20 protein-coding genes are annotated in these 25,469 nt (G+C 45.9%); 8 read left to right on the forward strand and 12 right to left on the reverse strand.

Annotated features, from left to right (window positions below):
• Positions 1-20: 20 nt before the first annotated feature.
• Positions 21-1,235, reverse strand: coding sequence for a hypothetical protein (locus DR864_RS25420; RefSeq protein WP_114069595.1), 1,215 nt, complete (start codon positions 1,233-1,235; stop codon positions 21-23).
• 67 nt (positions 1,236-1,302) lie between these two features.
• On the opposite strand from DR864_RS25420, the gene DR864_RS25425 reads away from it, so the two are divergent.
• Entirely contained in the window at positions 1,303-3,126 is a 1,824-nt protein-coding gene (locus tag DR864_RS25425; RefSeq protein ID WP_114069596.1) for an ABC transporter ATP-binding protein, read from the forward strand.
• A 63-nt stretch (positions 3,127-3,189) separates the two neighbouring features.
• On the forward strand, positions 3,190-5,742 hold the full coding sequence (locus DR864_RS25430; protein ID WP_114069597.1) for a TonB-dependent receptor: 2,553 nt from the start codon (positions 3,190-3,192) through the stop codon (positions 5,740-5,742).
• Between the two features lie 137 nt (positions 5,743-5,879).
• On the opposite strand, the gene DR864_RS25435 is transcribed toward DR864_RS25430, so the two are convergent.
• The 4 genes from DR864_RS25435 to DR864_RS25450 all read right to left on the reverse strand — a co-directional run bounded on the left by DR864_RS25435 (position 5,880) and on the right by DR864_RS25450 (position 9,577).
• The gene (locus DR864_RS25435; RefSeq protein WP_114069598.1) at positions 5,880-7,052 is read right to left on the reverse strand and encodes a sialidase family protein; all 1,173 of its coding nucleotides are present in this window, start codon (positions 7,050-7,052) and stop codon (positions 5,880-5,882) included.
• 111 nt (positions 7,053-7,163) lie between these two features.
• On the reverse strand, positions 7,164-8,105 hold the full coding sequence (locus tag DR864_RS25440) for a serine hydrolase (RefSeq protein WP_114069599.1): 942 nt from the start codon (positions 8,103-8,105) through the stop codon (positions 7,164-7,166).
• 36 nt (positions 8,106-8,141) lie between these two features.
• Complete coding sequence (locus DR864_RS25445; RefSeq protein WP_114069600.1) at positions 8,142-8,588, reverse strand: GNAT family N-acetyltransferase; 447 nt, start codon at positions 8,586-8,588, stop codon at positions 8,142-8,144.
• Positions 8,585-9,577 carry a 2-hydroxyacid dehydrogenase gene (locus tag DR864_RS25450; protein ID WP_114069601.1) on the reverse strand — a complete coding sequence of 331 codons (993 nt, stop codon included), beginning with the start codon at positions 9,575-9,577 and terminating at the stop codon, positions 8,585-8,587. Before DR864_RS25450 ends, DR864_RS25445 begins: the two co-directional genes overlap by 4 nt.
• Positions 9,578-9,715: 138 nt before the next feature.
• Here DR864_RS25450 and lysM point away from each other — a divergent pair, with 138 nt between their 5' ends.
• Positions 9,716-10,180, forward strand: a complete 465-nt coding sequence (gene lysM / locus DR864_RS25455) for a peptidoglycan-binding protein LysM (RefSeq protein WP_114069602.1) — start codon at positions 9,716-9,718, stop codon at positions 10,178-10,180.
• A gap of 86 nt (positions 10,181-10,266) precedes the next feature.
• Here lysM and DR864_RS25460 read toward each other — a convergent pair whose 3' ends face one another.
• Positions 10,267-11,295, reverse strand: a complete 1,029-nt coding sequence (locus DR864_RS25460) for a GNAT family N-acetyltransferase (protein WP_162794121.1) — start codon at positions 11,293-11,295, stop codon at positions 10,267-10,269.
• A complete protein-coding gene (gene dnaA / locus DR864_RS25465) occupies positions 11,261-12,688 on the reverse strand; it encodes a chromosomal replication initiator protein DnaA (protein WP_114069604.1) in 1,428 nt (475 codons plus the stop codon). The genes DR864_RS25460 and dnaA overlap by 35 nt, the downstream gene beginning before the upstream one ends.
• Before the next feature lie 363 nt (positions 12,689-13,051).
• Between dnaA and DR864_RS25470 the strand changes: the two genes are divergently transcribed.
• The 5 genes from DR864_RS25470 (at position 13,052) to DR864_RS25490 (ending at position 19,474) form a co-directional block, all read left to right on the forward strand.
• A complete protein-coding gene (locus tag DR864_RS25470) occupies positions 13,052-14,431 on the forward strand; it encodes a methylmalonyl-CoA mutase family protein (protein WP_114069605.1) in 1,380 nt (459 codons plus the stop codon).
• Positions 14,428-14,910: a DinB family protein gene (locus DR864_RS25475; RefSeq protein ID WP_114069606.1), complete on the forward strand. Its 483-nt coding sequence runs from the start codon at positions 14,428-14,430 to the stop codon at positions 14,908-14,910. Before DR864_RS25470 ends, DR864_RS25475 begins: the two co-directional genes overlap by 4 nt.
• Positions 14,911-14,985: 75 nt before the next feature.
• Positions 14,986-17,124, forward strand: a complete 2,139-nt coding sequence (gene scpA / locus DR864_RS25480) for a methylmalonyl-CoA mutase (RefSeq protein WP_114069607.1) — start codon at positions 14,986-14,988, stop codon at positions 17,122-17,124.
• Between the two features lie 138 nt (positions 17,125-17,262).
• Positions 17,263-18,570, forward strand: coding sequence for a TolB-like translocation protein (locus DR864_RS25485; RefSeq protein ID WP_114069608.1), 1,308 nt, complete (start codon positions 17,263-17,265; stop codon positions 18,568-18,570).
• A 109-nt stretch (positions 18,571-18,679) separates the two neighbouring features.
• Positions 18,680-19,474 (forward strand): thymidylate synthase, encoded by a 795-nt coding sequence (locus tag DR864_RS25490; RefSeq protein WP_114069609.1) that lies wholly within the window; start codon positions 18,680-18,682, stop codon positions 19,472-19,474.
• 52 nt (positions 19,475-19,526) lie between these two features.
• On the opposite strand, the gene DR864_RS25495 is transcribed toward DR864_RS25490, so the two are convergent.
• The 5 genes from DR864_RS25495 to DR864_RS25515 form a co-directional block, all read right to left on the reverse strand.
• Entirely contained in the window at positions 19,527-21,503 is a 1,977-nt protein-coding gene (locus DR864_RS25495) for a glycoside hydrolase family 18 protein (RefSeq protein WP_114069610.1), read from the reverse strand.
• 8 nt (positions 21,504-21,511) lie between these two features.
• The gene (locus tag DR864_RS25500; RefSeq protein ID WP_114069611.1) at positions 21,512-21,838 is read right to left on the reverse strand and encodes a MerR family transcriptional regulator; all 327 of its coding nucleotides are present in this window, start codon (positions 21,836-21,838) and stop codon (positions 21,512-21,514) included.
• Positions 21,835-22,299, reverse strand: a complete 465-nt coding sequence (locus tag DR864_RS25505; RefSeq protein WP_114069612.1) for a lipocalin/fatty acid-binding family protein — start codon at positions 22,297-22,299, stop codon at positions 21,835-21,837. Before DR864_RS25505 ends, DR864_RS25500 begins: the two co-directional genes overlap by 4 nt.
• Before the next feature lie 23 nt (positions 22,300-22,322).
• Complete coding sequence (locus DR864_RS25510; RefSeq protein ID WP_114069613.1) at positions 22,323-24,104, reverse strand: ABC transporter ATP-binding protein; 1,782 nt, start codon at positions 24,102-24,104, stop codon at positions 22,323-22,325.
• Positions 24,105-24,225: 121 nt separating this feature from the next.
• Entirely contained in the window at positions 24,226-25,458 is a 1,233-nt protein-coding gene (locus DR864_RS25515; protein ID WP_114069614.1) for a carboxypeptidase-like regulatory domain-containing protein, read from the reverse strand.
• Positions 25,459-25,469: the final 11 nt, after the last annotated feature.

The following is a 25,469-nucleotide window of genomic DNA, read 5'->3' on the forward strand; positions in this document are numbered from 1 at the left end:
CGACTACACAATCACCTCCTTTACTTTCGGGCGTAAAACATGGCGATATTTTTCAGCCGATACCAGTGTTTCGCTTTTACCCAAGGATATTTTCGTTGAGCCAGCGGAACAATATCGGCTTCTGAAATTTCGCTGTTGAGCTCTCTTTCGCCTAATGCATAGATGTACGATTCCGCTTCACGGCAATGCTTTTGGATTTTTTCGGCCGTTTCGGCGTTGATTTCAGGGTATTTTTTGTGCAACCGTTCGTAAATGGGTTTGCGGTAATTTTCGCCCCATTCGATGCTCAATTCCATGGCATCATTTAATAGCTCATCGCTGAAACCTAATTCGTTGGTGCTCATTACAGCGTTGGAATGGTTGGATAAATCATACTTGGAAACGTCGAACCCAATTTCGGGAATCGGCGTAAAAACGGCCCGTTGGCCAGAGATGGCGGAAAATTGATCCGAAAAAGGGTATTTTTCTTTTACTTCTTCGGGAAAATGTTTGATGAGGTCGATGCTGTAATACCAGCCGTTGGTAAATTGAACCTGAACTTCGTAAAAGCCAAACATAATGTGGCTGAATTCACAGCTAATAATCCATTTTCCATTTTCTTTTTTGGGATTGGGAGCGTAATAGCATTCAGTTTCAAGTCCCTTTACTTTGTTGAGAACGCTGATTTGTTCTATTTCAAAAGGCTCTGAATTCAGTTCAATGAGGAGCCGCTGAAAATGGATATTCTGAAAAACAGAAACTTGATTTCGGGTCAGTATCCCCACCGGAACGTTGGATGGGGCGGGGGCATCGGGAAATCGTAGACTTTTGGTCGTCGTTTTTGTTATCTGGATTCGTCCTTTGAGGGGAGAGAAATTTTGAGAAAAAGGAGCGCAAACGATGACTTTTTCCTCGGCCAAAATCGCCTGAGCACCGTCGCCACGGTCGGGTAGTAAATAGCCTTTGGTTTCGTATTCCCAATCGGCGATTTCTTGCCTTTTTTCGTTGGCAGCTTTGCTGATTTGCGCGTGGCTGTAGAGTTGATTTTCTAACTCAAAGAGGGTGCCATCGGGAAAATCCGCGAGGTCTTTGACAAAGAATAATTGATAGTTTTTGCTGTCCATGGCTTGTGCCTCCGTGCTCATTGATTTCCCAAAGCGTAGTAGGTCTTCTTGTTTTATACGTTTCTTTCTGATTTTTTTACCAAAGTAATTCAGATAACCTGTTCGATAAGCGGCCCGTTTATTTTTCGGCACTAATTGCGACTCGTTTCTGTTGCTGTAAAGTCAACATTTGCCCCTTGGCAATCGAAAATCACCCACAATGGCCCAAAAAAATAAGCATCAACTCCCCACCATCAAAGCCAGAATACTGGCACTTAAATACTTACCGCTGTTTTTAAAAGAAATTTGGCATACGCAGCCGTGGATGACGGCGACCAATGTGGGCTTAAGACTCATTCGGTCGGTGATTCCGTTTTTGACGTTGTATTTGGGGAAATTGATCATTGATGAAGTAGTATTGCTAATCAATACGCATTCCACAGATACGCGGCATTTGTTGGCGTTGATTGGGATGGAACTGGCGTTGGCGATGAGCTCCGATATTCTGAACCGTATGACAGGGCTATTGGATGGACTTTTGGGCGATTTGCACGCCAATCGGTCGTCGATTCAAATCATGCAACACGCGGCAACGCTTGATTTGACCCAATTTGAGGAGCCGATTTTTTACGATAAGCTCGAACGCGCCCGCCAACAGACGGTGGGGCGGACGGCGTTGTTGGCACAGACATTAGCGCAGGTGCAGGATATTATTACCATTGGTTTTTTGGCTGGCGGCTTGGCGGTGTTTAGCCCTTGGTTGATTTTGATTTTGGTGCTAAGTATTATTCCGGGCTTTTTTGGGGAGTTTTATTTCAATTCGCAGAGTTATGCGCTGTCGTATCAATGGACGCCCCAACGCCGTGAATTGGACTACATACGTTACATCGGAGCGAGCAATGTCTATGCCAAAGAGATGAAATTATTCAGCCTCTCAGGCTTTTTGACGGAACGTTTTCGCGAATTATCAACGGCTTATTACCTTCAAAACAGAAAGTTAGCCATTCGTCGTGCAGTTTGGGGGGCGCTGTTGGCGGCTGTGGGCACGGCGGGCTATTACGGAGCCTACGCTTTTATCGGTATTGAAACCATTAAGGGAGTCATTACGATTGGGAGCCTTACTTTTTTGGCGGGGTCTTTTAGGCAGTTGAAAGCTTCGCTTGAAGGTATTCTTAACCGGTTTACGTCCATCTCTCAGGGGACTTTGTACCTACGAGATTTCTTTGAATTTTTTGACTTACGACCCGAAGTGGTTTCTCCTCCCAAACCGCTTCCTTTTCCTTCCAATATTCAAAAAGGATTTGTTTTTGAAAATGTCAGTTTTAAGTATCCTGGAGCTGAAAGATGGGTGTTTCAAAACCTTAATTTTACGTTGAAAGCAGGAGAAAAATTGGCGATAGTGGGCGAAAACGGAGCGGGAAAAACGACGCTGGTTAAGTTGCTCACCCGCTTGTATGACCCCACCGAAGGGCGTATTTTGCTCGAAGGGCGCGATTTACGGGAGTATGAATTAGGAGAATTACAGCACCACATTGGGGTCATTTTTCAGGATTACATCCGCTTAATGATGACCGCCCAGAGCAACATTGCCGTCGGAGATATTGACGAACTCAATAACCTTGAACGTATTGCAACGGCGGCCGACCGCAGCTTGGCGTCGGCGCTGATTAAGCGTTTTCCCGACGGTTTGCAACAAGTGTTGGGACGGCATTTCAGCGGAGGGGTGGAGCTTTCGGGTGGAGAATGGCAAAAAATCGCCCTTGCCCGAGCCTACATGAGAGATTCTGAATTGTTGATTTTGGACGAACCTACCGCCGCCCTCGACGCCCGCGCCGAATATGAAGTTTTTCAACGTTTTGCGGACTTGACCAAAGGAAAAATGGCGCTCTTGATTTCGCACCGTTTTTCTACCGTTCGCATGGCTGACCGTATCATTGTGATTGAAAACGGCCAACTCATTGAGTCGGGAAGTCACCAAAGTTTGATGGATAATAAGGGCCGCTACGCCGAACTGTTTCAATTGCAGGCGCGGGGGTATTTATAATAGAATTTCGATTTTGTCTTTTCCCCAAAGCGTTATATCTTTGAAGAAATAACGCTTTTCTGAATGAGACTTGGGTGGTTCATAACGTTTATTGGAATGTCGGTATTTTCGTTTAGCGTTGGCGCGCAGACGGAAGATACCACGTCTCTACAAAACCGTATTTTTCGGTTAGACGAAGTGGTTATTTCGGCTTCGCGTTTGCAAGAAAGTCTGTTGAAATCGCCCGTAAGTATTGAAAAAGTAATAATGCAGGATTTTCGCCGTTCGGCGCAACCCTCGTTTTTTGATGCTCTCGAAAACATCAAAGGTGTTCACCTGATTGTGCCGAGTTTGGGGTTTAAGGTGCTTAATACCAGAGGTTTTGCCAATACCACAAACGTGCGTTTTGCCCAGCTCATTGACGGAATTGATAACCAGTCACCGCACATTGGCGCGCCCGTCGGCAATGCGCTCGGACCGAGCGATTTGGATATACTGAGCGTTGAAATTATTCCCGGAACAGCCTCAGCGCTGTATGGAATGAATGCTATCAACGGCTTAGCAAATTTCCAGACCAAAAACCCTTTTGAACATTTGGGCTTGAGTTTTCAGCAAAAAGTAGGAGTAAATCACCTGAATGATAAGGGTATAACGGCCAAATTGTTTAACGAAAGCAATCTGCGTTACGCCCACGCTTGGAACGACCATTGGGCGTTTAAAATCAACGGGACGTTTACCAAAGGTTACGATTGGCGAGCCACCGACCGCGCCGATATTTCCCCCAACATCAATGCATCTGCGGGGCTGGTGGGGGCCGACAATCCCGCTTTCGACCCTGTAAGCGGCTACGGCAACGAGTCGGCCAATCGGCGTACGCTGACTTTGGCCAACCGCAACATTTTCGTGGCGCGTACCGGTTACAATGAATCGGACGTGGTTGATTATCATTTTCAAAACCTAAAGGCCGATGCGGGCCTGCATTTCCGTCCTACGAAAGCCGTTGAACTGAGCTACACGTATCGGATTGCCTACCTCAATAACGTCTACCAACGCTCCAATCGCTTTCAGTTAGCCAACTATTTGTTGCAACAGCACGCTTTTCAACTGCGCGGTCGGGCGTTTCAGGTTCGGGCGTATGTTACTACAGAAAATACGGGAGATTCTTACAATCTTCGCTCGATGGCGGAGAATATTGACCGTGGATATAAGTCAGATAATCAATGGTTTGTCGATTTTCAAACGCGTTTTCGGCAGGTACAAAACCAATCTCCCTTGGCTGATGCCTTGCGTGAAGCCCGTACTTTTGCCGACGCGGGCCGCCCGCAGCCTGGCACTGAGGCTTTTACGAATAGTTTAACTCGTTTGCAGAATATCAACAACTGGGACGTGGGCGCAGCGTTGCGGGTCAAAGCTAAGTTGTACCACGCCGAAGGACAATGGAACCTGACGGAAGAATGGCTTGAAAAATGGCGAAAACACACAGGGATTGAGATATTGGCGGGCTTTGACCACCGCACCTACGCCATTGTGCCCGACGGAAATTATTTCATCAATCCGGTCAGCGATAGCCAAAATCTGACGTATGGAAAAACGGGTGGATTTGTGCAAATCACCAAGGTGCTTTTGGGTGAAAAACTCAAACTTGGGGCTACGCTACGCGCCGACAAAGCCGATTATTTTACCACCAAACTTAATCCGCGATTTACGGCGGTGTATTCCCCAATCCAAAACCACTACTTTCGGGCGTCATACCAAAGCGGGTACCGTTTTCCGAGCATTTTTGAGGGTTTTTCCAACATCAACAGCGGTGGCGTGAAACGGGTGGGTGGCTTGCCGGTGATGTCCCAGGGAATTTTTGAGAACTCCTATATCCGCACGTCAATTGATGCATTTCAGGCGGCGGTAAATGCGGGCGTGAACAGGTTGGGCGTAAGCAAACGCGACAGTTTGGTCAAAGCCAACCTCGGCCTTCTGCAACGCAATACGTATACCTACCTCCGTCCGGAGTTTATTCGTTCTTTTGAAATCGGCTACAAAGGCCTGTTTTTTCAGAAACGTTTGTTTGTTGACGCAGACTTTTATTACAATCGCTACCAAGATTTTATGGCGCAGGTAGAAGCCAATATCCCGAATGTTTCTACGCCAGATTCGCTAGGTTATATCATGCTCGACCGCTCCAAACAGCAGCGTTATCGCCTCTGGACCAATTCCAAAACCATTGTTCGCAATTATGGGGCGAGTCTTGGTGGTCGGTATCGGTTTACGCAGGGGTGGTTTGTGTCCGTCAATGCCACTTACACCCAACTCGACCGCAAAGAAGCAAATGACGGCTTGGAAGATGGATTTAATACCCCGCAATGGATGACCAATGTCTCCGTTAGCCACGCCAATTTGTTTAAAAATATTGGTTTTGGACTTAGCTACAAACACCAAAGTCAATTCTATTACCAATCGTTTTTGGTCAACGGCAATGTGCCTGCCATCAACGTTTTTGACGGACAGATTACTTATTCATTACCTAAACAAAAAGTGGATTTCAAACTCGGCGGCACCAACCTCCTCAACCGCTATTATTACTCTATCCTCGGCGGTCCGCAGATCGGCGGTTTTTATTACGTTACGCTGACGTATCGGTAGGATAATAGAAGTTATTTGCCAATATTCCCTGTACCCAATAGGTTTTGAATAACAGGCTCCAAGGCCATACCAATAATCACCATCAGAATTGACCATAATGTAAATAATAGCCAGTTATTTTTTACTATTTCAAATTTTTATTCCTTTACCCCCATCTTCCGAAATTTCTTGATCCGGTGGAATGTGAGATAATTGGCGTCGTGGTTGTTGTGGGCGCCGCCTTGGCCGTCGTCGAAAGCCGTGCGAGATAGGAAGATGATGTCTTTGCCTTCAAAAAGCCAATCTACGTACTGGAAGCCGTGTTTGATGATTTCTGGATGTTGCAAAAGAATGGTTCGTAAGTCCCAATTACGCAAATCTTCGGAACTGAAAAGCGCTTGGGTGTTACGGATACTCGCTGGGTTTTTACCTAGATTAGCGGCCTTGATTTCCTGCGGAATATAATTGGCAATGGTCCAGTATAGTTTGGATTTGGGGTCGTACCGAATGCTGAATTTTTTGCTCCCGCCTGGGAATTTGACAAAGCCTGTGTTAGAATCAAAGGTGGCGGTTTTACCGTCGGCGCTGATTTTTACGAAGGCGGCTTTTTCCTCCAACGTTGATTTGTCATCTACGCGTAGCACATCCCACAATTGCCCTGTGGGGTCTACGACGGCGTTTCCTTCAATCCAGGCGCCAAAATTTCCGTTAAGCAAGGTCGAATCATAACGCAATACGTTGCTGCTTGTCCAGTTGGCAGCCTTCATGGGGTCGGCCCCCAGGGGGATGGACATCATGAAAGCACCGTAGCGTTTCCCCCATTTTTTGATGGAGCCCATAGCATCCTCCATGGCGCGCCAGAGGCGGCCGTTGTGTTCAATCAGTGGCATGGGTGCGCAGTGGTATTCGCCCGCTAAAAGTAGGCCGTTTTCGCCGTCGGTTGGCTCGGTCCAAGTCACGCCGCCGTCGGTAGATTTTCGGATGATGGTGTTGCCGTGGTGCTTACTCGTTCCCATGAAATATAACCCTTTTTCATGCACGAAGAGTTTTGACCAAAATTGACCGTTGATTTCAGAAATCTGGGTCCATGTTTTGCCTTTGTCTTTGGAGCGATAAATTCGGGAGTTTGGGCGTTCAAACTCATTGGATTTCGGGCCAAACAAATCGTGCGATGCCAGATAATCGCCGTTGGATAAAATACAAATACTAGGGGAGCCGATGTATAAACCCGAGGCCGCCGGACTGTATGCCACCACCGAACCAGGAACCTGGGCGGTAGCAAAAATCCATGAAATCAGGAAAAACAAAACTAGGAAACAGTGTTTTTTCATAGTCGGGTGGAGTGATTTAAGCAAAAATGATAAACACCTTTAAAAGGCAAAGTCTTGCTGAAAATACCGACATAAATTAACGAGAGTCCTTATCAAAGAAACCCCAAAACGTTATTCGACAGCTTCCTGATACCATTTTTCAAAATTGCCGGGCGGTTGCCATTTGGACTTAGGTTCGTAGTAATTCCAGAGTTGTTTGCTGATTTTGCGCAACAAAACATAGCCTTCATTCTGAGAAGTCCAGCTTTCATCGAGGTTGTTTTTGGTAATGACGCAGTACACATACTCGCCGTGGGGGGCGTGGACGAGCACTGCCTCCGAGCGCGAGCGATTGACGGCTCCGTTTTTACAGGCCGTTTTGATGTCGGGCGGGAGTTGTGAAAGCCCTTCGCCGTCCCAGTATTGGCGGGTGAGGTTGCGGTACATCCGGTCGGAGGCGTCGGGGCTGATGGCGCGGCCCTGTCGAATCATGGCAAACAATTCGGCCATTTCGCGGGGGCTGGTTTGGCCCCAGCCGTAGCGGGTACGGTTGGCTTCGCGCCCGGGCGTACGCGAGTTGACGCGCGTGGCCGTAAAACCGTTTTTGTCGAGCCATTCGTTGATGGATTTTCCGCCACCTGCCAAGGCTTGGCACCAAAGGCTACCCGTATTGTCGCTGACGGTTTCCATAAGCATGACCACTTCGCTGAGCGGAATTTTAGCCCCGTCTTTCAACGAACCCACAATATCGTCTTCGTAATGCAACGAGTCTTTGTAGGTAAGAATAGCGTTGTAGCGAAGTTCTCCTTTGGCGATTTTGTCAAACAGCCCGCACTGAATCGGCACTTTAATCATGCTCGCCGTAGGAAACAGCGTATCGGCGTTGATTTCGACAATTTTATTGGTTTTTAGATTACGTACATACACGCCCACATCGCCCCTAAATCCTTTGATGGCTTCCTGAAGTTGCGCCGTTAGTTTTTTGTCCACCTTGGCATTTTGTACGGCCGAAGGTTGGGCTTTTGTTTGTAAAACAGTGATAAAGAGGAGAAAGAAAAATAGGTGTTTTTTCATTGATGAAGTGATATATATATATTGAAATAACCGTAATTAATTCAAACTTTTCTCCAAAACAATCTTAGGTGTACCAGCATTATCGGCCAGTATGCCCACGATGTTGAAGTTGTGCTTCAGGTTTAAAATCAACATGTTGCGCCATTTGTTGTAGGTCATGGTGCGTACTGTGTGGTAGCCGTTGGCGCGGCACCACTCGTGTTGTAGCTCCATTAAATGACCCGCAATTCCCTGACCTCGGTGGGTGGGCAATACGCAGCCCAACCAACTGTAAAAATGTCCTTCCTTGCGTCGATAGCCCATTTTGTAGCCGATGGCCTCATCGTTTTCGTACGCAATGAGGGTCAAAAGGTGAGGGGTTTCGTTGATTTCTCTAATGAGTTGGGTGCGTTCTTGCCCGTCAAAAACCTGAAAATGTAGCGTTAGAACTGCTTCTAAAACAGCCTCGGGAAGTTGATTTATAAAGGTTTTGTACTCAATCATGGTTGTACTAATGTGGTGGAGGGATTCAGTTGACCAGCCTCAAAATCGCGAATGTTTTGGAACGTGACCTGCGCTATTTGACACAAGGCCTCTTCCGTAAAAAAGCCCTGATGGGAAGTGATAAGTACATTTGGAAACGACATCAAACGCATCAGCATGTCGTCTTGAATGATACTTTCTGACAAATCATGAAAAAATAAATCAGCCTCCTGCTCGTATACATCAATGCCAAAATAACCCAAATGCCCCGTTTTGAGGGCTTTTATCACCGCGCTCGTATCCACCAACCCACCCCGACTGGTATTGATAAGCATGGCGTTGGGTTTCATTTGTTGCAAGGTGTCGGCGTTGATGAGGCGGTTGGTTTGTGGCGTAAGCGGACAGTGCAGCGAAACAATGTCGGAGGCGGTAAACAGGGCGTCTAAAGCAACGTATTCAATGCCAAGAGCGACCAAATCGGGGTGGGGTTGCAGGTCATAAGCCAATACCCGGCAGCCAAAGCCCTTCATAATTTTGGCAAAGGCTTCGCCGATTTTTCCCGTTCCGATTACGCCTACCGTTTTGCCAAACAGGTCAAAGCCCGTCAATCTTTCGAGCGAAAAATTCCCTTCACGTACGCGGTTGTAGGCTTTATGCGTTTTGCGGTTGAGCGTCAGGATGAGGGCTACGGCGTGTTCGGCCACAGCGTGGGGCGAATACGCTGGCACGCGCACCACCGCAATTCCGTGGGCTTTGGCGGCCTGTAAATCCACATTGTTGAACCCAGCGCAGCGCAATGCGATTATTTTGACGTTTTTGGCGGCTAACTGCTTAATGACATCGGCGTTGAGTTGGTCGTTTACAAACACACAAACCGCTTGGCTGTCACTTAGTAGATCAATGCTTTCGAGGCTCAAATCGGTATCATAAAACTTTAACTGATAGGACGTGTTGAAGCGATTAAAATAGCTGCGATCATAAGACTTCGAACTGAAGAAAGAAATTTTCATAATTGATGAGTTGCTTAAATTAAAAGTGACCTAACAGTAAAATAATAGTCAAAGGATTTGCAAGGACTTAAAAAAAAGGTAGATTTGAGTCTTGCCAAGTAAAAATTTTCTAAAACTTAATCAAAATCTCGAACAATTATGGGACTCATGTCATTTTTTAAAGGAGTAGGTGAAAAAGTCTTTGGTAAAGACAAAGAAGTTGAAACCGCTGCTCCCGAAAAAGTCGCTGACTTAAAAGCCAGCGCTTTACTACAGCATGTGAAGACGCTTGGGCTTGCTTACAATAAATTGATTGTAAAAGTATCGGGCCACACCGTAATCTTGGAAGGAGAGGTAGCCGCTCAGGAAGATTCTGAGAAGATTGCATTGGCAGTCGGTAACGTAGAAGGCGTAGAGGCGGTTGATAACAACATCATTGTGGAAACTCCGGCTCCTGAAGCACAGTATCATGAAGTGAAAAAAGGAGATACGCTCTCTTTGATTGCGAAACATTACTACGGTGATATGATGAAATATCCGGTCATTTTTGAAGCCAACAAGCCAATGTTGTCTGATCCTGATAAAATCTATCCAGGCCAGATTTTACGCATTCCTGCGCTTTAATTAGTAAAGATTTAGAAGTTTAAAAGGGTTAAAAGTTGTGGTGATTCTACCTGACTTTTAACCCTTTTTTGTGATTAACTTGTTTATTATGAGTTTTTTATTTTTTTGCCTAGCTTTTCAATTCTCCAGTTTTGAATTTGCTTGAACGGAAAAGGTAAATCATTGAAGGTAAATTGGGTATATATTTCTTCTACTCCTCCAAAACTTTGGTAAAATGAAGCAATAGAAGGAAGTTCGGGGCTTTCAAAATCAAAGACGAAACCAGTTTCGGCGTATGCTTGGATGATTTGGTCAATCAGCCACGTGCGGCCGTTTCCTTTTCGACCCGTAGGTGAGGCCGCATTGAAAAGATAAATGATTCGGTGGTCAAAAATCGCAAACAGTGCACCCGCTTCAATGCGCTCATCTTTGGTGGCATAGACTAATCGCAGGGCGTTTTTTTGCGCTAATACAACCGTTAGTTTTCGTAATAAATCGTACGCCTCATCCGAAACTCCACCCTCAATTTTGGAGGAATGATTTTTATGAAATAACTGAATAATCGGTTCAATGTCAGTGCTTTGATGCAGATTCCAGCCGAATTGTTGTGCGCGTTTTAAATTCGTTTTTCGGTCATTTGAATAGTTTTGAAAAAGAACAGCGTAGGGGAGGTGCAGCGGCAAAACTATATTGCTCGCTTTTTTTATTTTTAATGAATTGGGAAAAACCGTTTGCGCAGCAAAGCGGCCAGTGTAAATAGAAACGTAGCGAAAGGAGGTTGTTAATTGGGACAAAAGCAGATTTGATGCTTCCTGAAAATCTACGTTTGAGTGGGTGAAAATTCCTAAAAATTGACAGAAAAAAGGTTGTTGTATTACTTTCAATCCCCATTTTTGGCGACAAGGTAGAGGCATTACCGCTTGCCATTGGCCATTTTCTGTCAATACCAGCGCCTTCCAATCGGGCGAAACTGTATCCAAATACCATGAATAGGCGTAGAGAATTCGCTGCGGAGAAGCGGCAATAAAACCATTCCATTGGGTGGAATCTAGTTGGGAGCGATGAAGTAGAAGGACGGGCACATGAATAATCGTCTGATTACTAACTGAAAGTACTCCGAATTTTTTGAACGGCATCTTTGACCGAATCATCCTGTTCCATCAAATCACTGATGGTCTGGATGGCGTGAATGACGGTGCTGTGGTCGCGGCCACCAAAATGGTAACCGATGGATTTTAACGATAAATCCGTCAGTTCTTTGGCGAAATACATCGCTACCTGACGTGGGTAAACCAACTCTTTCTTCCGACTTTTACCTTTCAAATCGGCAATGCTCACGTCGTAATAATCCGACACGATTTCTTGAATCGTATCAATATTGACTTCTCGGTCTTCGGCTGTCACAATGTTTTTCATGACAACTTTGGCTAAATCGAGGTCAATATCGCGGCGTACCAGCGAAGCTTGGGCCATCAATGAAATAATCACACCTTCCAATTCTCGCACGTTGGTATTGACGCTGTGGGCAATGTATTCAATGACGCTGTATTCGATATAAATCCCCTCGGCCTGCAATTTGCGCTGAATAATGGCGATCCTTGTTTCAAAATCTGGTTGCTGGAGGTCGGCGGTTAGGCCCCATTTAAAGCGAGAGAGCAATCGGTCTTGCAAGCCCTGTAGCTCGCTCGGGCGGCGGTCGGAAGTCATGATGATTTGACGCCCCGACTGGTGTAAGTGGTTGAATATATGGAAAAACGTATCCTGCGTTTTTTCTTTTCCTGACAAAAACTGCACATCGTCCAGAATCAAGGCATCCACTTTCATGTAGAAATCGGTGAAATCCTGAAGCGTGTTGCTTTTGATGGCGTTGATAAATTGGTTGGTAAATTTCTCCGACGAAACGTACAGCACAAATTTATCGTGGTGATGGCCTTTGATGTGGTTGCCAATGGCCTGTACCAAGTGCGTTTTGCCGAGCCCTACGCCGCCATAAATCAACAACGGGTTGAAAGAAGTCACCCCAGGGCGTTGCGCCACGGCCATGCCTGCCGAGCGAGCCAAGCGGTTACAATCTCCCTCGATGTAATTGTCAAAACTATAAGTAGGATTGAGGTACAAATCCAACTCCGACGAATCTGGGCTACGCGGAGGCTGTGGGGTGGCTTTTTTGGGCTCAGAAGCGGCTTTTTGACGCGCTTCGGCGGCTTCGGGTGAGTTGGTGGTCGGAACATGAACCTTGATGGGAGGTTGCCGGTCACCACCTGTATCTACAATGATGGAGTATTCCAGTTGCCCATCGCGACCGATGGCGTGATCGAGTGCCCTGCGCAGAACGTGAATGTAATTCTCCTCCAGCCACTCATAAAAGAATTGACTCGGAACTTGTATGGTCAAAGTTTTCCCCGCAAGCCGAAAGGGAACTATCGGCTCAAACCAGGTTTTAAAGCTCTGTTCGGGAACGTTGGCCTTAATGACTTGAAGGCACTTTTCCCATACAACAGCCACTTCTTGTTGAAAAAAACTATCCACTGAGTATCCTGAGTTATTCGTAAAAAACGGTCCAAAAATGTTGAGAGAGTACTATCTAAGTGTCAGTAAATCTGATTTTTAACGTTTAGCTCCGAATACATGTAAGGTCACTAAAAACCTTTTTTGCACAACCGCCCCTAAATTAAGGGTTGCAAAAATAGGAAAAAGGAATTAGAAACAATGACTTAAATATACTGATTTTGTTTTTGGAATGGCAAATTTAAAACGTGACAAGCTAATATTGTATTATAGATAGGATAGATAAGACAGTATTTGTTTTGCAGGAAGTTGAAAGCTCAAAATATAACTCCTATTTTTACCTGCAGTAACGTAAAACGTACTTTTTTTTATTATAAACAGTTCATGAACTTTTCCCTTTTTTCAGAATTTTCGCCATCCGATAAAAACGCGTGGGTACAACAGGCACTCAAAGATTTGAAAGGTAAAGACTACGACAAAACATTGTTGTGGAATACCCCCGAAGGCTTTGTGGTGGAGCCGTATTATACCGACCAAGAGGTAGAAGAAACACAGCTCACGAGGTTGCAGGTGGCTCAACAAAAGAAATTAGGCTGGTTAAACCAACCTGTAGTTACCTATGAAAGTGAGCGGGCTACCAATGGGGCTATGCTGGTGGTTTTACAGAAAGGCGTTGACGCACTTACGCTGGACTTACGGCATACCGACCTCGAAACGATTGAGTTTACTAAACTTCTTTACGGAATTAAACTTAGCGATACGCCCATATTCTTCCAAACCAACGGGCAAAATACCGCTTTGATTCGCGCCCTTCAAACGTTTATTGCGTACCAAATGAAAGGCGGCTTGGCAGATGATGGCTTGGCGAGATGGATGACGACGGGGCAACTATCGGAAACGTATTTTGCCAAATTGGCGGCCGTAGCCACCGCCACAAATGCGTCACCTAGCTTCAAAACCATCTGTGTAAGTAGCCATGTGTTTCACAATGCAGGTGCCAATGCCGTGCAGGAATTGGCCTTCGCGCTGGCTTCGGCAGTGACGTATGCTGATAAGCTGACCGATGCGGGCCTTGACGTAGATGCCGTTTTTTCGAAACTTTATTTTTCGGTTTCGATTGGTACCAACTACTTTATGGAAATCGCTAAGCTGCGGGCGCTGCGGTTTTTGTGGCAACGAGTCCAGACGGGATGGGGAATACAACCTAAAATAGCCTACGTTCACGCCCAAACTTCGACTTTCTACGATGCGGCCATTACGCCCAATACCAATCTGTTGCGGGCAACAACCGAGGCGATGAGCGCGGTAATTGGCGGTTGCGATGCGCTGACCGTTCACGCTTACGACGCTACATTTCGGACGCCAGATGAGTTTTCAGAGCGCATTGCCCGAAATATTTCTATTTTACTGAAAGAAGAAAGTTACCTCGATAGAACCCTTGACCCAGCGGCGGGGAGTTATTTTCTCGAAAACCTAACCCAACAATTGGCAGAGGCGGCTTGGAGTTTGTTTTTGGAAGTAGAAGAAAAAGGGGGCTTATTGGTAGCTTTCGAGCAGGATTTTATTCAAAATAAAATCGAACAAAACGTAACTGATACACTTGCCGCCCTTCAACAGGGAACGCGCGTCATGGTAGGCGTGAATAAATTTCGGGTGGATGAACAAGTGCCAGTGAAATACACTCCAACTCCCGAAGCTGTCGATGAAGCCGTGTCTTTTAAATTACTTCATCCCCAACGTATCGCCCAAACATTCGAACAATGATACAGACCGCCAATGAGTTAAGAGATATTGTCAACCAAGTGTTGCCGCTACTACAAGGTATTTCGGATGAAGCGGCGGCTGCCAAACCGAATCCGATTAAATGGTCTAAAAAAGAGATTCTAGGTCACTTGATTGATTCGGCCAGCAATAATCAGCACAAGTTTGTGCGAACCATGGCGCAGCCGCAACTTCATTTTGTAGGATACGCCCAAAATCACTGGGTAGTCGCTCAACATTATGCGTCGGCTAATTGGGAACTTCTCACAACATTGTGGGCATCGTACAACTTACAACTTGCGCACGTGATTGAAAATACAGTCCCATCCGTTTTACATAATACAATTACCATCGAAGGCGCAGGACCGTTTACGCTCGAATTTATCATGAAAGATTACGCCGAGCATTTGAAGCATCATTTACTACAAATCCTGCCCGATGCCGAGTTGAAGAGCGGGTTTGTGAATATTTATGGAGTGTGATTTGTCGTTTTTTGAAAGTACTTGTGCCTTTCTTTTATGAAATATTGCTAAAAATATATAGTTGAACTACAACTAATGAAACCCAACTTCCTCAACATACATTCTTCCATTCAAGCCCCAAATCTGGAAATGGGGTCGAGCAAACCGTTTGTGACCGCCGAAGGCATTAAAGTGAAGCCGACCTTTACTAAAATGGATATTCAGGAGGCAGAACATTTAGGTTTTGGGGCAGGGATTCCGCCTTTTTTGCGGGGACCTTACAGCACCATGTACGTCCAGCAACCTTGGACGATTCGTCAGTATGCAGGTTTTTCAACGGCTGAGGAATCCAACGCCTTTTATCGTCGGAATTTGGCTGGCGGCCAAAAAGGACTTTCGGTGGCGTTTGACTTGGCCACGCACCGAGGCTACGATTCCGACCATCCGCGCGTGGTGGGAGATGTGGGAAAAGCGGGCGTAGCGATTGACAGTGTCGAAGACATGAAAGTGCTTTTTGACCAAATTCCGCTCGACCAAATGTCGGTGTCGATGACCATGAACGGGGCGGTACTGCCCATTATGGCCTTTTATATCGTGGCGGCGGAGGAGCAAGGCGTTAAACCCGAGCAATTGGCGGGGACCATCCAGAACGATATTTTGAAGGAGTTCATGGTTCGCAATACGTACATTTACCCGCCCGCGCCAAGTATGCGCATCATTGGCGATATTTTTGCGTATGCGAGTAAGTTTATGCCCAAATTCAACAGCATCAGCATCAGTGGCTACCACATGCACGAAGCGGGCGCTCCCGCCCACATTGAGCTGGCGTATACGCTGGCCGATGGCCTAGAATACCTCCGTACGGGCTTGGCGGCGGGCATGGACATTGACGGTTTTGCACCTCGTTTGTCGTTTTTTTGGGGGATTGGCATGAACCATTTTATGGAAATCGCCAAGATGCGGGCTGGGCGATTGCTATGGGCTAAAATTGTTAATCAATTTGACCCCAAAAACAGTAAATCGTTGGCGTTGCGCACGCATTGCCAGACATCGGGCTGGTCACTGACGGAACAAGACCCGTTCAACAACGTGGCCCGAACTACCATTGAAGCCATGGCGGCGGCGTTGGGCCACACGCAAAGTTTACACACCAATTCACTGGATGAGGCCATTGCGTTGCCGACCGATTTTTCGGCGCGAATTGCCCGCAATACGCAGTTATATTTACAGCACGAAACCGATATTTGTCGCGTGGTAGACCCGTGGGGTGGGAGTTATTACGTCGAATATTTGACCAAAGAACTGACCGAAAAAGCCTGGGCGTTGATTGAAGAAGTGGAAGAGATGGGTGGAATGACCAAAGCCATCGAAGCTGGGCTACCCAAAATGCGTATCGAAGAAGCCGCCGCCCGTAAGCAGGCGCGCATTGACAGCGGAAAAGATGTAATTGTGGGTGTAAACAAGTACAAACCCGATTCGGTAAAGCCGCTGGAATTGTTGGAAGTGGACAATAAAGCCGTTCGGGAAGCGCAGGTAGCACAGCTTGCGCGCATAAAGGCCGAACGAAACACTGAAAAAGTACAGCAGGCACTGGCGGCCATTACGGACGCTTGCCGAGAGCAAGGAGGGATGGACAATACAACCAATTTGCTGGCGTTGGCCATTGAAGCGGCCCGAGTTCGTGCTACACTGGGGGAGATTTCGGATGCAATGGAAAACGTTTTTGGAAGATATAAGGCCGTGATACGTTCTATTTCAGGAGTTTACAGCGCGGAGGTTTCGGACGATGAGAATTTCCGAATTGCCCGCGAAATGACCGACCGCTTTGCTGAGCTGGAAGGCCGTCGACCACGAATCATGGTGGCCAAAATGGGTCAGGATGGCCACGACCGGGGAGCCAAAGTCATCGCGACGAGTTTTGCCGATTTGGGCTTCGATGTCGACATGGGTCCCTTGTTTCAAACGCCCGAAGAAACCGCCCGTCAGGCGGCTGAAAATGATGTACACATTGTGGGGGCGTCTAGCCTTGCAGCGGGGCATAAAACCCTTGTTCCTCAACTCATTGAAGAACTCAAAAAGCTTGGGCGGGAAGATATTATGGTCATTGCGGGGGGCGTTATTCCTCCGCAGGATTACGACTTTTTGTACAAAGCGGGCGTCAAAGGCGTATTTGGCCCCGGCACGGTGATTTCGGTCGCGGCCCAAAAGATTTTGAAGGAATTGATGGGAGAGTAGGGGTTTTAAGCGCACACCTCATATATTCGTGTTACAAATTGATAGTATAATTTTTATTATACAAAGCGAGACAGAGTTACTTCCCACACTTTTATTCAGCAAAACACGTCATTGTTTCACAAATAAAACTTTCATATTATGACCAGAATGGTGATAAGTTTTATCATGCTTGTGATGATAAGCTGTAGATCGAAAGGGGATTTAAACCCTCAAGGCAGGCAAACTGTTTACCCGGATTATATTTCAGTAACAGGCAACTCGGGACAGCCTGTTTCGCTTAATTGGATTATTGGTAAATCAAAAGCGTGCGGTTGGGAATGTTGGGGAGATACCACTACTTATAACTATTATCAGCCTGACTACTATGATATTTATTTATCTACTGAAAATGGAAGTTCATTTACGAAAACCTATACTGTCAAAGGTGATTTAAACGGAAGTGATTTAGCGTTACCGGATAACCGAACGTATTATATTAGGGTAAAAGCTATCTATACTAAGCTACAATTAGAGATATCTTCAAATATTATTATTTTGTCAGGAGATTCAGTTCGGCAAAGTGAGATTTTTCCATTTGTCGGCCAGATTTATACTATTGAGAAAGATGGCGATCAATATATGGCTACTCATAATGAGCCTTTATTCAATAAAGTTCACAGTAAAGTAGTTTTGACAGGAAGCAGTAAATCAGGGAAATGGGCAAATTGGATACAAGATGTTAAAACAGGTGAGCAGCGTTTTATTTGGAAAACCACAATTCCTGCTTTTGGAAAAATATCTCCTGACGGAAAAAAGGTTTTGTTAAAGGTCTCAGAAATAAACGCAGGGAGAGCGGATAGTCATAATCTGCATTTATTTGATACCCAAACTAATCAGTTTACTGCTCTTACGAATTGGAAAAAAACAATATCTAACGTTGTTTGGTCGCCTACTTCTGATTTTTGTTCAACGGTGTTCTATGAGTCCCCGGCGGGGGAAATAACATTAGCAACAATAAATATAGTAACATCTAAAATCACTATATTGAGACAGGAAAATCTCGGCAGCTTCAACAGCTTATCTTTATTGGATTGGCTTGAGAGCGACAGTAAAATTTATTTTAGTGAGATTCGTAATTTTCCCGAAGCCAATGCAAAAATGACACTGTTTACTATTGGCAAAGAAGGAGATAAGCTTACTAAAATTACAGATTTTGAGAATACAACTTATTGGTACGAATACAGCCATACCTATAATCCGACTGCTGAAAAACTGGTGTTTACAAGCCGAAGAAGTGGAAAAACAGGGATGTGGGTCAAAGATATAAAGCATAATAGGGAATATCAAATCGTTAATTCCTTAACAGACTCTTACACTCTTTTAGGATGGAAGAGTGATAATGAGCTTGTGTATCAAATCATTAGTAGTGATGGAAAAACCAACTATTATAGTTTAAACGTTCCATAGTTGCTTATAAATTGATCGCTGCCGATAAGGGAGTATGGTAAACCCCGTTTTGTCTGATTACAATTTTAGGTTTATGTTTGAGGAATAATTAGGTTTCAGGAATTCAACCATGCAACAATACCACGACTTACTTCGCCATATTTTAGCCCACGGAGCCCGCAAAACTGACCGTACGGGAACAGGAACCATCAGCGTATTTGGCTACCAGATGCGCTTTGACCTTCAGGAAGGATTTCCGCTGGTCACGACCAAAAAGGTTCATACCAAATCTATCATCCATGAGTTGCTTTGGTTTTTGAAAGGCGATACCAACACCAAATACCTCAAAGACCACGGCGTGAGCATCTGGGACGAATGGGCCGATGCCGACGGCAATCTCGGCCCCGTATACGGCAAGCAATGGCGCAGTTGGGAAGCCCCCGACGGACGCATCATTGACCAATTTCAGGACGTGTTGAAGCAACTCAAAAACAATCCTGATTCCCGACGTATTATTGTATCGGCTTGGAATCCAGCCGATTTGAATAAAATGGCCCTGTCACCCTGCCACGCGTTGTTTCAGTTTTATGTGGCAGATAATAAACTCTCGTGCCAGCTCTATCAGCGCAGTGCAGATGTGTTTTTGGGCGTGCCGTTCAACATCGCAAGTTACGCGCTCTTGACCATGATGATTGCGCAGGAGTGTGGCTTTGAGTACGGTGATTTTATCTGGACGGGCGGTGATACGCACATTTACCTCAACCATTTGGAGCAGGTAGAATTGCAACTATCGCGAGAATTGCGCCCGTTGCCAGTGATGAAACTAAACCCCGCCGTAAAAAGCGTATTCGATTTTAAATTTGAAGATTTTACGCTTGAAGGCTATGCGCCCTGGCCGGGCATTAAGGCTCCTGTAGCGGTGTAGTTTATAAAGGATTTCAGTAATTACAGGATTGATAAGGTTCTAAATCCTGTAATTACAATTCCTCCAAATACAGCGTATTTCCCTCTACGTTTCGCTGTATTTTTTTGCCGTTGATGGTGGTCGTAAACGTGACGGGCTCGAAGGCTTCGGCAAAATTGTCCTGAAATAGCAGCAGACGTTTGCCCGTTTTGGGATTTTTCCACACTTGTAGCCAGGGCTGATTGTGTTTGAAAGCCCGCGCAAACTCGCCCGTGTCATTTTGCCAAACCGCTTTTGTGGCATCCTGTGTCGCTCTTTGGTAATCAAAACCATAGCTTTCGCGGGTTTGGGTGCCGTCCAGAATGTGCTGATACTTAGCAAACAACTCATGCGCCTGCACCATAGTAGCTATTCCGAGGGCATCTTTGCCGATGTAATCTTCGTTGAGGGAAGGGCAAGCAGGTTGGTCTGGGCCTTGGTACTCATATACAAAATAGCCTCCCGTCTTTTGCGATTCACACGAAAGATTTCCGTTGATTTTGGAATACCTCAACGCTTGATACGGATTGTACGATTGGCCGAAAATCCAGTAGTTAGTGTAGAAAACGCGTGGGTTACAAAGGTGAATAAACACCGCATCCCGCACAAGATTCATGGGGTACATCACCCGATTGTCTAGTTGCCTGATGTAGCCTTTGGTGCCGTTGCCTACCTTAAATCGCCGTGTGTAGCTGCGCCGGGCGTCGGCGGGCTTGTCTTCGTAGGGCCAAATGAAATTGAGAAATTTTACTTTTTGAGGCACAATCAGCGATTTTAGATTGAGCACATCCAGCGTTCGCAGGTACCAGTTGACGGGCGCTTTCCAGACTTGAGGTGGTTGATCAGTGGCGTCACTGGTATTGACGGTGCTGCTGGTATAGCCAAAACCCGTCATGAGGATGGTCGGATAAGGAATTTTTACGTTTTGGATGGATTTTGCATCTTGATGAATAGCCAGATAATCATCAATGTTTTTTTTGCCAGCGCTCCAGTTGTCGTTGGCGTATCCGTCCAATGTGAAGGTTTTCCCCTTAAACCCAAATGAAGGCGCATCACCGATCCACGAATAAAACAACTTCCCGTGGCGTTTGTAAATCCGATCTGAAAGCTCATACATAATTTTCCCAAAGTTTGGGTCTGACATGTCCCAATACCATCCTTCTTCGGCTTTGCCAGGCTCAAAATCGACTGAAAAGGCGTCGGCAGTGGTGCTTTTGGCCAACCAGTCGGCTGCTTGGTCGAGTTGTTTTGAATCAAAACGGGTAATTCCCTGCTTATTTCGCGGCTTGATGTGTTTGATTAAGCCATCCACTTCACCCGCATATAGGAGTTTAAATTTAGTGGAATTAGTGTTCCAACTCACTTTTTGCAGGTTCTTAGTCGGTTCGTCAATGGGCAATGATTCAGAACCGTATTTTTTGTTAAGCAACGTAAATGCGGGTGTTTGTTTGAAAATCCGACTGTCGCCCACGGCCTCGTTATTGGGCCAAAGCGGCTGAGTATAGGCGATTTTTGACGCGGTTTTGTCCAACGAATCCCGTACCCAAAAAATGGCCTCGTAGGCAGCGGCGTATTTGGCCTGTCCAGCGGCCACGTTAAACGCAGACGTGAGCCAGCTTTCCGAATTTACATTGGTTACTTCCGTGACGTATTTTACCAGATGAATCCAGCGGTTGGGCAAAAGCGGTTGTTGCGTAAGCTGACGCGCATCCACTCGGTTGACACTGCCGTTGAGGGCATAATAGGTCGTGCGGCCCTGTTCTGGTTTTGAAGCATCGACCAAGTATAATTTATTATCGGTGCGGCGTTCAATCCGCAATTGGAGTTGTTGGTCTTCGTAGCGGTTGGGGTCAGGTTCAAATTCAAAATGAACAATAGCCGCTTGAGCACGCGGAAGGGCTTTAAGTGCAGGAACAATTTGGAGGGAGGTTGTAGGGGTGCGTTCGCCCCAAAAATACGTTGCGATTAGGTAAGTACCCGCAATGAGCCCTGCTGTTATGCCTATTTTCATGCTGTTTTTCACTTGAGAAGTTCTTTGACGTCTTGGAGGTAACGTTTTACAACTTCCAACTGTTGTATGGCCCGTTTTATTTTGCTCCGCTGACTGCGGTCCGATTCCATGATTTGGCGGGCAGCCGACAGTTTGTGTTTTTTGTGCTCAACGAGGTAGACAATTTCGTCGAGAATTTCCAAATCTGCTAATGTGTAGATGCGGTCACCGCCGCGTTTTTCGGGTTTGAGCATCGGAAACACCGATTCCCAATACCGCAGTTTAGAGGCATCAAAACCGTAGCGGGCGGCGGCTTCGTTGATGTTATAGTAGAGTTTGTGTGAATCGTCTTTCATCTTGATTCTAACGGTTTGAGGCTTTCGAGGTGGGGAGCAAGTACCGAATCCCTGGCCATTTGGGCTTTGATTTCTTGGAGTATGGTGGGGGAGAGCGTAGGCGTTCGGCTGATAATATCCACACCTTCGGGTGTAAATAGTGTCTTTGAAAACCATATTACGGCCCACTGCCCTGAGGAATCAAGTAGCGCCACTTTCCATTTGCTTTTTAGTAGGCTCAACATCCCTTTTCCACGCCAGATAAAAGTCGTTGGGTCGGTTGAGTCTTGTAAATCGTAGCCTGTAATAGTCGCTGGCTTGCCGTTTTTGCGGTACTTGACTTCATCCAATAAAGTTCTTTCTTTGTTGGCAACCAAGCTATAATTGAATGTTGGATGGGTTTTGTTTCCCTTGAGCCACATCGGAAAATTGGTGACGCAAATAAACCAAGTGCCCACCAATGTATGAAGTACTTTGTCCATGATGAAAAAGTAAAATGAGATATTTATACTTCTTCGCCCTGTAACTGCTTCTCATATAGCTCTTTATAGACACCGTTTTGGTCCATTAAAAGTTCGTGAGTGCCTTGCTCAACGATTCGCCCTTCGTCCAACACAATGATGAAATCGGCCAATTTTGCCGAAGAAACCCGGTGCGAAATGATGACCGACGTACGGTCTTTCATGATGCGGCTCATGTTGTTCAAAATGGTGTTTTCGGTTTGCGTATCTACGGCAGAAAGGCAGTCGTCCAAAATCAATATTTTGGGGTCGCGGGCAATGGCGCGGGCGATTGAAAGACGTTGTTTTTGGCCCCCCGAAAGCGTTATGCCTCGCTCACCAACGCGGGTATTAAATCCTTCGGGAAACTCAATAATGTTGGCGTAAAGGTCAGCGTCTTTGGTGGCTTGTTCAATTTTTTCAAACGACATTTCGGTTGAGCCAAACGACACGTTGGATTCGATGCTGTCGGAGAATAAAAATACATCTTGTGGTACGTAGCCCATTTGCCCGCGTAGCGATTGCAGTTTGAAATCTTTAATAGGAATACCGTCAATCGAAATGTCGCCTTCGGTGGGGTCGTACAGGCGCATGAGCAGATTAGCGACCGTACTCTTACCTGAGCCTGTCGTGCCCAAGATGGCCACAGTTTCCCCCGATTTTACGCTCAGATTAAAGTTTTTGAGCGCTTTGATACCCGTATCGGGATAGTCAAAACTGACATTGCGGAAATGAATATCCCCCGCAATCTCATGTTCTAGGTTTTTGGTGGAAACCAAATCCGTTTTTGTGTTCAGAAACTCGTTGATGCGTTGCTGCGATGCCGCCGCCCGCTGTGTTTGGCTGGTGGTCCAGCCGAGCGCCATGACGGGCCAAGTGAGCATACTGACGTACAAAATAAACTCCGTAATGTTGCCGGGCGTTAGTCGGCCCGACATGATTTCTTGCCCACCCACGAAGACAATAAGCACGTTACTCAGTCCCACGAGGACCATGATGAATGGGTAAAATAACGAGTCTACAATGGTCAATTTTAGTGACTTATTTCGGTAATCGTTGCTTTGTTTGACGAAATTCCGCAATTGCTCATGTTCGCGGACAAAGGCTTTGATAACCCGAATGCCCGAGAACGATTCCTGAACGTAGGTCGAAACGCTGGAAAGTTGCGCCTGCAATTCTTCGGAGCGCTTCATGATGATGGTATTGACAAAATAAATGCTGAGTGATAAAATCGGGAGTGGTAGCAATACGTAAAACGTCAGTTTAGCATTGACCGAAACCATGTAGCTAATGACCAGTATAAACAGCGTGATTAAATTGATGCCGTACATGATGGACGGACCCACGTACATGCGCACTTTGCTGACATCTTCGGAGATACGCGCCATCAAATCACCCGTATTTTGGCGACGAAAGAAACTCAACGGAAGGGTCTGATAATGAGCGTAAATCTCGTTTTTGAGGTCGTACTCAATATGCCGCGACATCACGATGAGGGTTTGGCGCACCAAAAACAGAAATATCCCTTTCAGTAAGGCCATGATAAGAATCAAAATCCCGTAGAGTAAGATACTAAACGCGAAAATGTCGTAAAGATTGGCTTGGAGCGAAGAGCCTTTGAAGAGAAAGTACACATCAAGCGTATCTTTCACTAAATCAAGCGCATAGCGGACCAGTTGGGCGGGAATGATTCCAAAAAGGTTGGAAATAATCGTGAAAACAGTCCCTAAAATCAGGTACCATTTGTATTTAACTAAGTATTTGTTGAGGTGAGCGAGTGCTTTCAAAATGACGCTTGTAGTTGGGTTGCGGGACTATTTTCGACTACTCTATCGGTTTTAACACCAAATTTCTGGAAAACGTTTGCCGAGAAGTGAAAGAAACCTTCCGAAAAGGGAGCATTTTGGGTTAGTTTTCCTCTTCTTCAATAATATTAAAATCCTTCCAAAAATCATCATCAAAGGTCATGCTTTGTTCCGAAAAAGAGGTATCAATTCTCAAAATTTGATTTAACGGAAATTTTTGCACGTTACGGTTGCTGATGTGAGTAGTTACAAAAGCCATTTGATTATGGAGCCCGACCCCCACTTCAATGCGCTTGGGGGCGTTTTTGGGCCGCGTTCCTTTGGGCCAGACAAAATATTCGTACTCAAAGTCATTCACCACGCGGGCATCGTGCAGGTACCATTTGCCCTCAAAAGGGGCATAATTTATGATGTATTTACGGTGTTTGAGGCGTATACCCGGATAGCTGAGTTCGTATTGACGCAATGCGGCATCATTCAGTTCGTATTCTGCTTTAACCACCACGAGGCTTTCAGTTTCGATGTAAAGGGTCCCTTTGTAGGCCGCAAATCGCTGATTAGCTGAGCGTTTGGTGACGGAATTGTTTTTGAAGTTGATTTTGTACAAAAAAGTGTTTCCGATGGTTTGTGCGCCGTCGTACTCAAAAGTGTAGGAGTTTAAGTCATACAGGGGAAAATCCCGCGCTCGGACCACGTCCAGAAAATAGCCGAGATACGGTCCGTTGGTAATACTCGGAATAGGGCACGTATCATTTTGGGCGGTAACAATCAACGTTGGCAGTTCTTTCTTGCGGCCCTTAATCATCCGCGCCTGATCGGGGATGTTGGTATCCACGCCGGATTTATAGAGTTGAATAACCCCTTCCGAAAACGCAAAGTATTGATTCACCTGTGCTTGTTTGACAGATTCTCGGTAAAAACCTTCAATAATGCTGGGGTTTTGGTCATAATTTTGGGGAATGAGCGCTACGACTTGGTAGATAATTTTGGTGGGGTTGATCGGCTTCACCACCACTTCTTTCAACCGAATGGCGTTTACGTTTAGTTTGATTTCCAGCGGGCTTGACTGAATGGCGGCTTTGACGGGGATTTGGTACGATTCAAACCCCATGCAATTGATAATGAGCACCTCCGAAGCATATTGTTGGCTTAGTTTTAAGCTAAAACGGCCCTGCTCGTTAGCCACCGTTCCGACGCTTTTGCCCACAATGCCCACGCCCGCAAAGGGAACGGGTTGATTGTTGGAGACATCCAAAACACGCCCTTCAATGGTGATGGTTTGGGCGTAAGAAAAAGTGCACCAACCCATAAGGATAATCAATAGCAGGGTTTTCATGACGTGTTTTG

Origin of the sequence: Runella rosea (assembly GCF_003325355.1) — a bacterium.
Classification (GTDB): Bacteria; Bacteroidota; Bacteroidia; order Cytophagales; family Spirosomataceae; genus Runella; species Runella rosea.

Bases quoted from the DNA above. Each gene is read 5' to 3' on its own strand.
- DR864_RS25425 (WP_114069596.1), top strand. From the start codon at position 1,303: ATGGCCCAAAAAAATAAGCATCAACTCCCCACCATCAAAGCCAGAATA.
- DR864_RS25430 (WP_114069597.1), top strand. From the start codon at position 3,190: ATGAGACTTGGGTGGTTCATAACGTTTATTGGAATGTCGGTATTTTCG.
- DR864_RS25435 (WP_114069598.1), bottom strand. From the start codon at position 7,052: ATGAAAAAACACTGTTTCCTAGTTTTGTTTTTCCTGATTTCATGGATT.
- DR864_RS25440 (WP_114069599.1), bottom strand. From the start codon at position 8,105: ATGAAAAAACACCTATTTTTCTTTCTCCTCTTTATCACTGTTTTACAA.
- DR864_RS25445 (WP_114069600.1), bottom strand. From the start codon at position 8,588: ATGATTGAGTACAAAACCTTTATAAATCAACTTCCCGAGGCTGTTTTA.
- DR864_RS25450 (WP_114069601.1), bottom strand. From the start codon at position 9,577: ATGAAAATTTCTTTCTTCAGTTCGAAGTCTTATGATCGCAGCTATTTT.
- lysM (WP_114069602.1), top strand. From the start codon at position 9,716: ATGGGACTCATGTCATTTTTTAAAGGAGTAGGTGAAAAAGTCTTTGGT.
- DR864_RS25460 (WP_162794121.1), bottom strand. From the start codon at position 11,295: ATGCCGTTCAAAAAATTCGGAGTACTTTCAGTTAGTAATCAGACGATT.
- DR864_RS25470 (WP_114069605.1), top strand. From the start codon at position 13,052: ATGAACTTTTCCCTTTTTTCAGAATTTTCGCCATCCGATAAAAACGCG.
- DR864_RS25475 (WP_114069606.1), top strand. From the start codon at position 14,428: ATGATACAGACCGCCAATGAGTTAAGAGATATTGTCAACCAAGTGTTG.
- scpA (WP_114069607.1), top strand. From the start codon at position 14,986: ATGAAACCCAACTTCCTCAACATACATTCTTCCATTCAAGCCCCAAAT.
- DR864_RS25485 (WP_114069608.1), top strand. From the start codon at position 17,263: ATGACCAGAATGGTGATAAGTTTTATCATGCTTGTGATGATAAGCTGT.
- DR864_RS25490 (WP_114069609.1), top strand. From the start codon at position 18,680: ATGCAACAATACCACGACTTACTTCGCCATATTTTAGCCCACGGAGCC.
- DR864_RS25495 (WP_114069610.1), bottom strand. From the start codon at position 21,503: ATGAAAATAGGCATAACAGCAGGGCTCATTGCGGGTACTTACCTAATC.
- DR864_RS25500 (WP_114069611.1), bottom strand. From the start codon at position 21,838: ATGAAAGACGATTCACACAAACTCTACTATAACATCAACGAAGCCGCC.
- DR864_RS25505 (WP_114069612.1), bottom strand. From the start codon at position 22,299: ATGGACAAAGTACTTCATACATTGGTGGGCACTTGGTTTATTTGCGTC.
- DR864_RS25515 (WP_114069614.1), bottom strand. From the start codon at position 25,458: ATGAAAACCCTGCTATTGATTATCCTTATGGGTTGGTGCACTTTTTCT.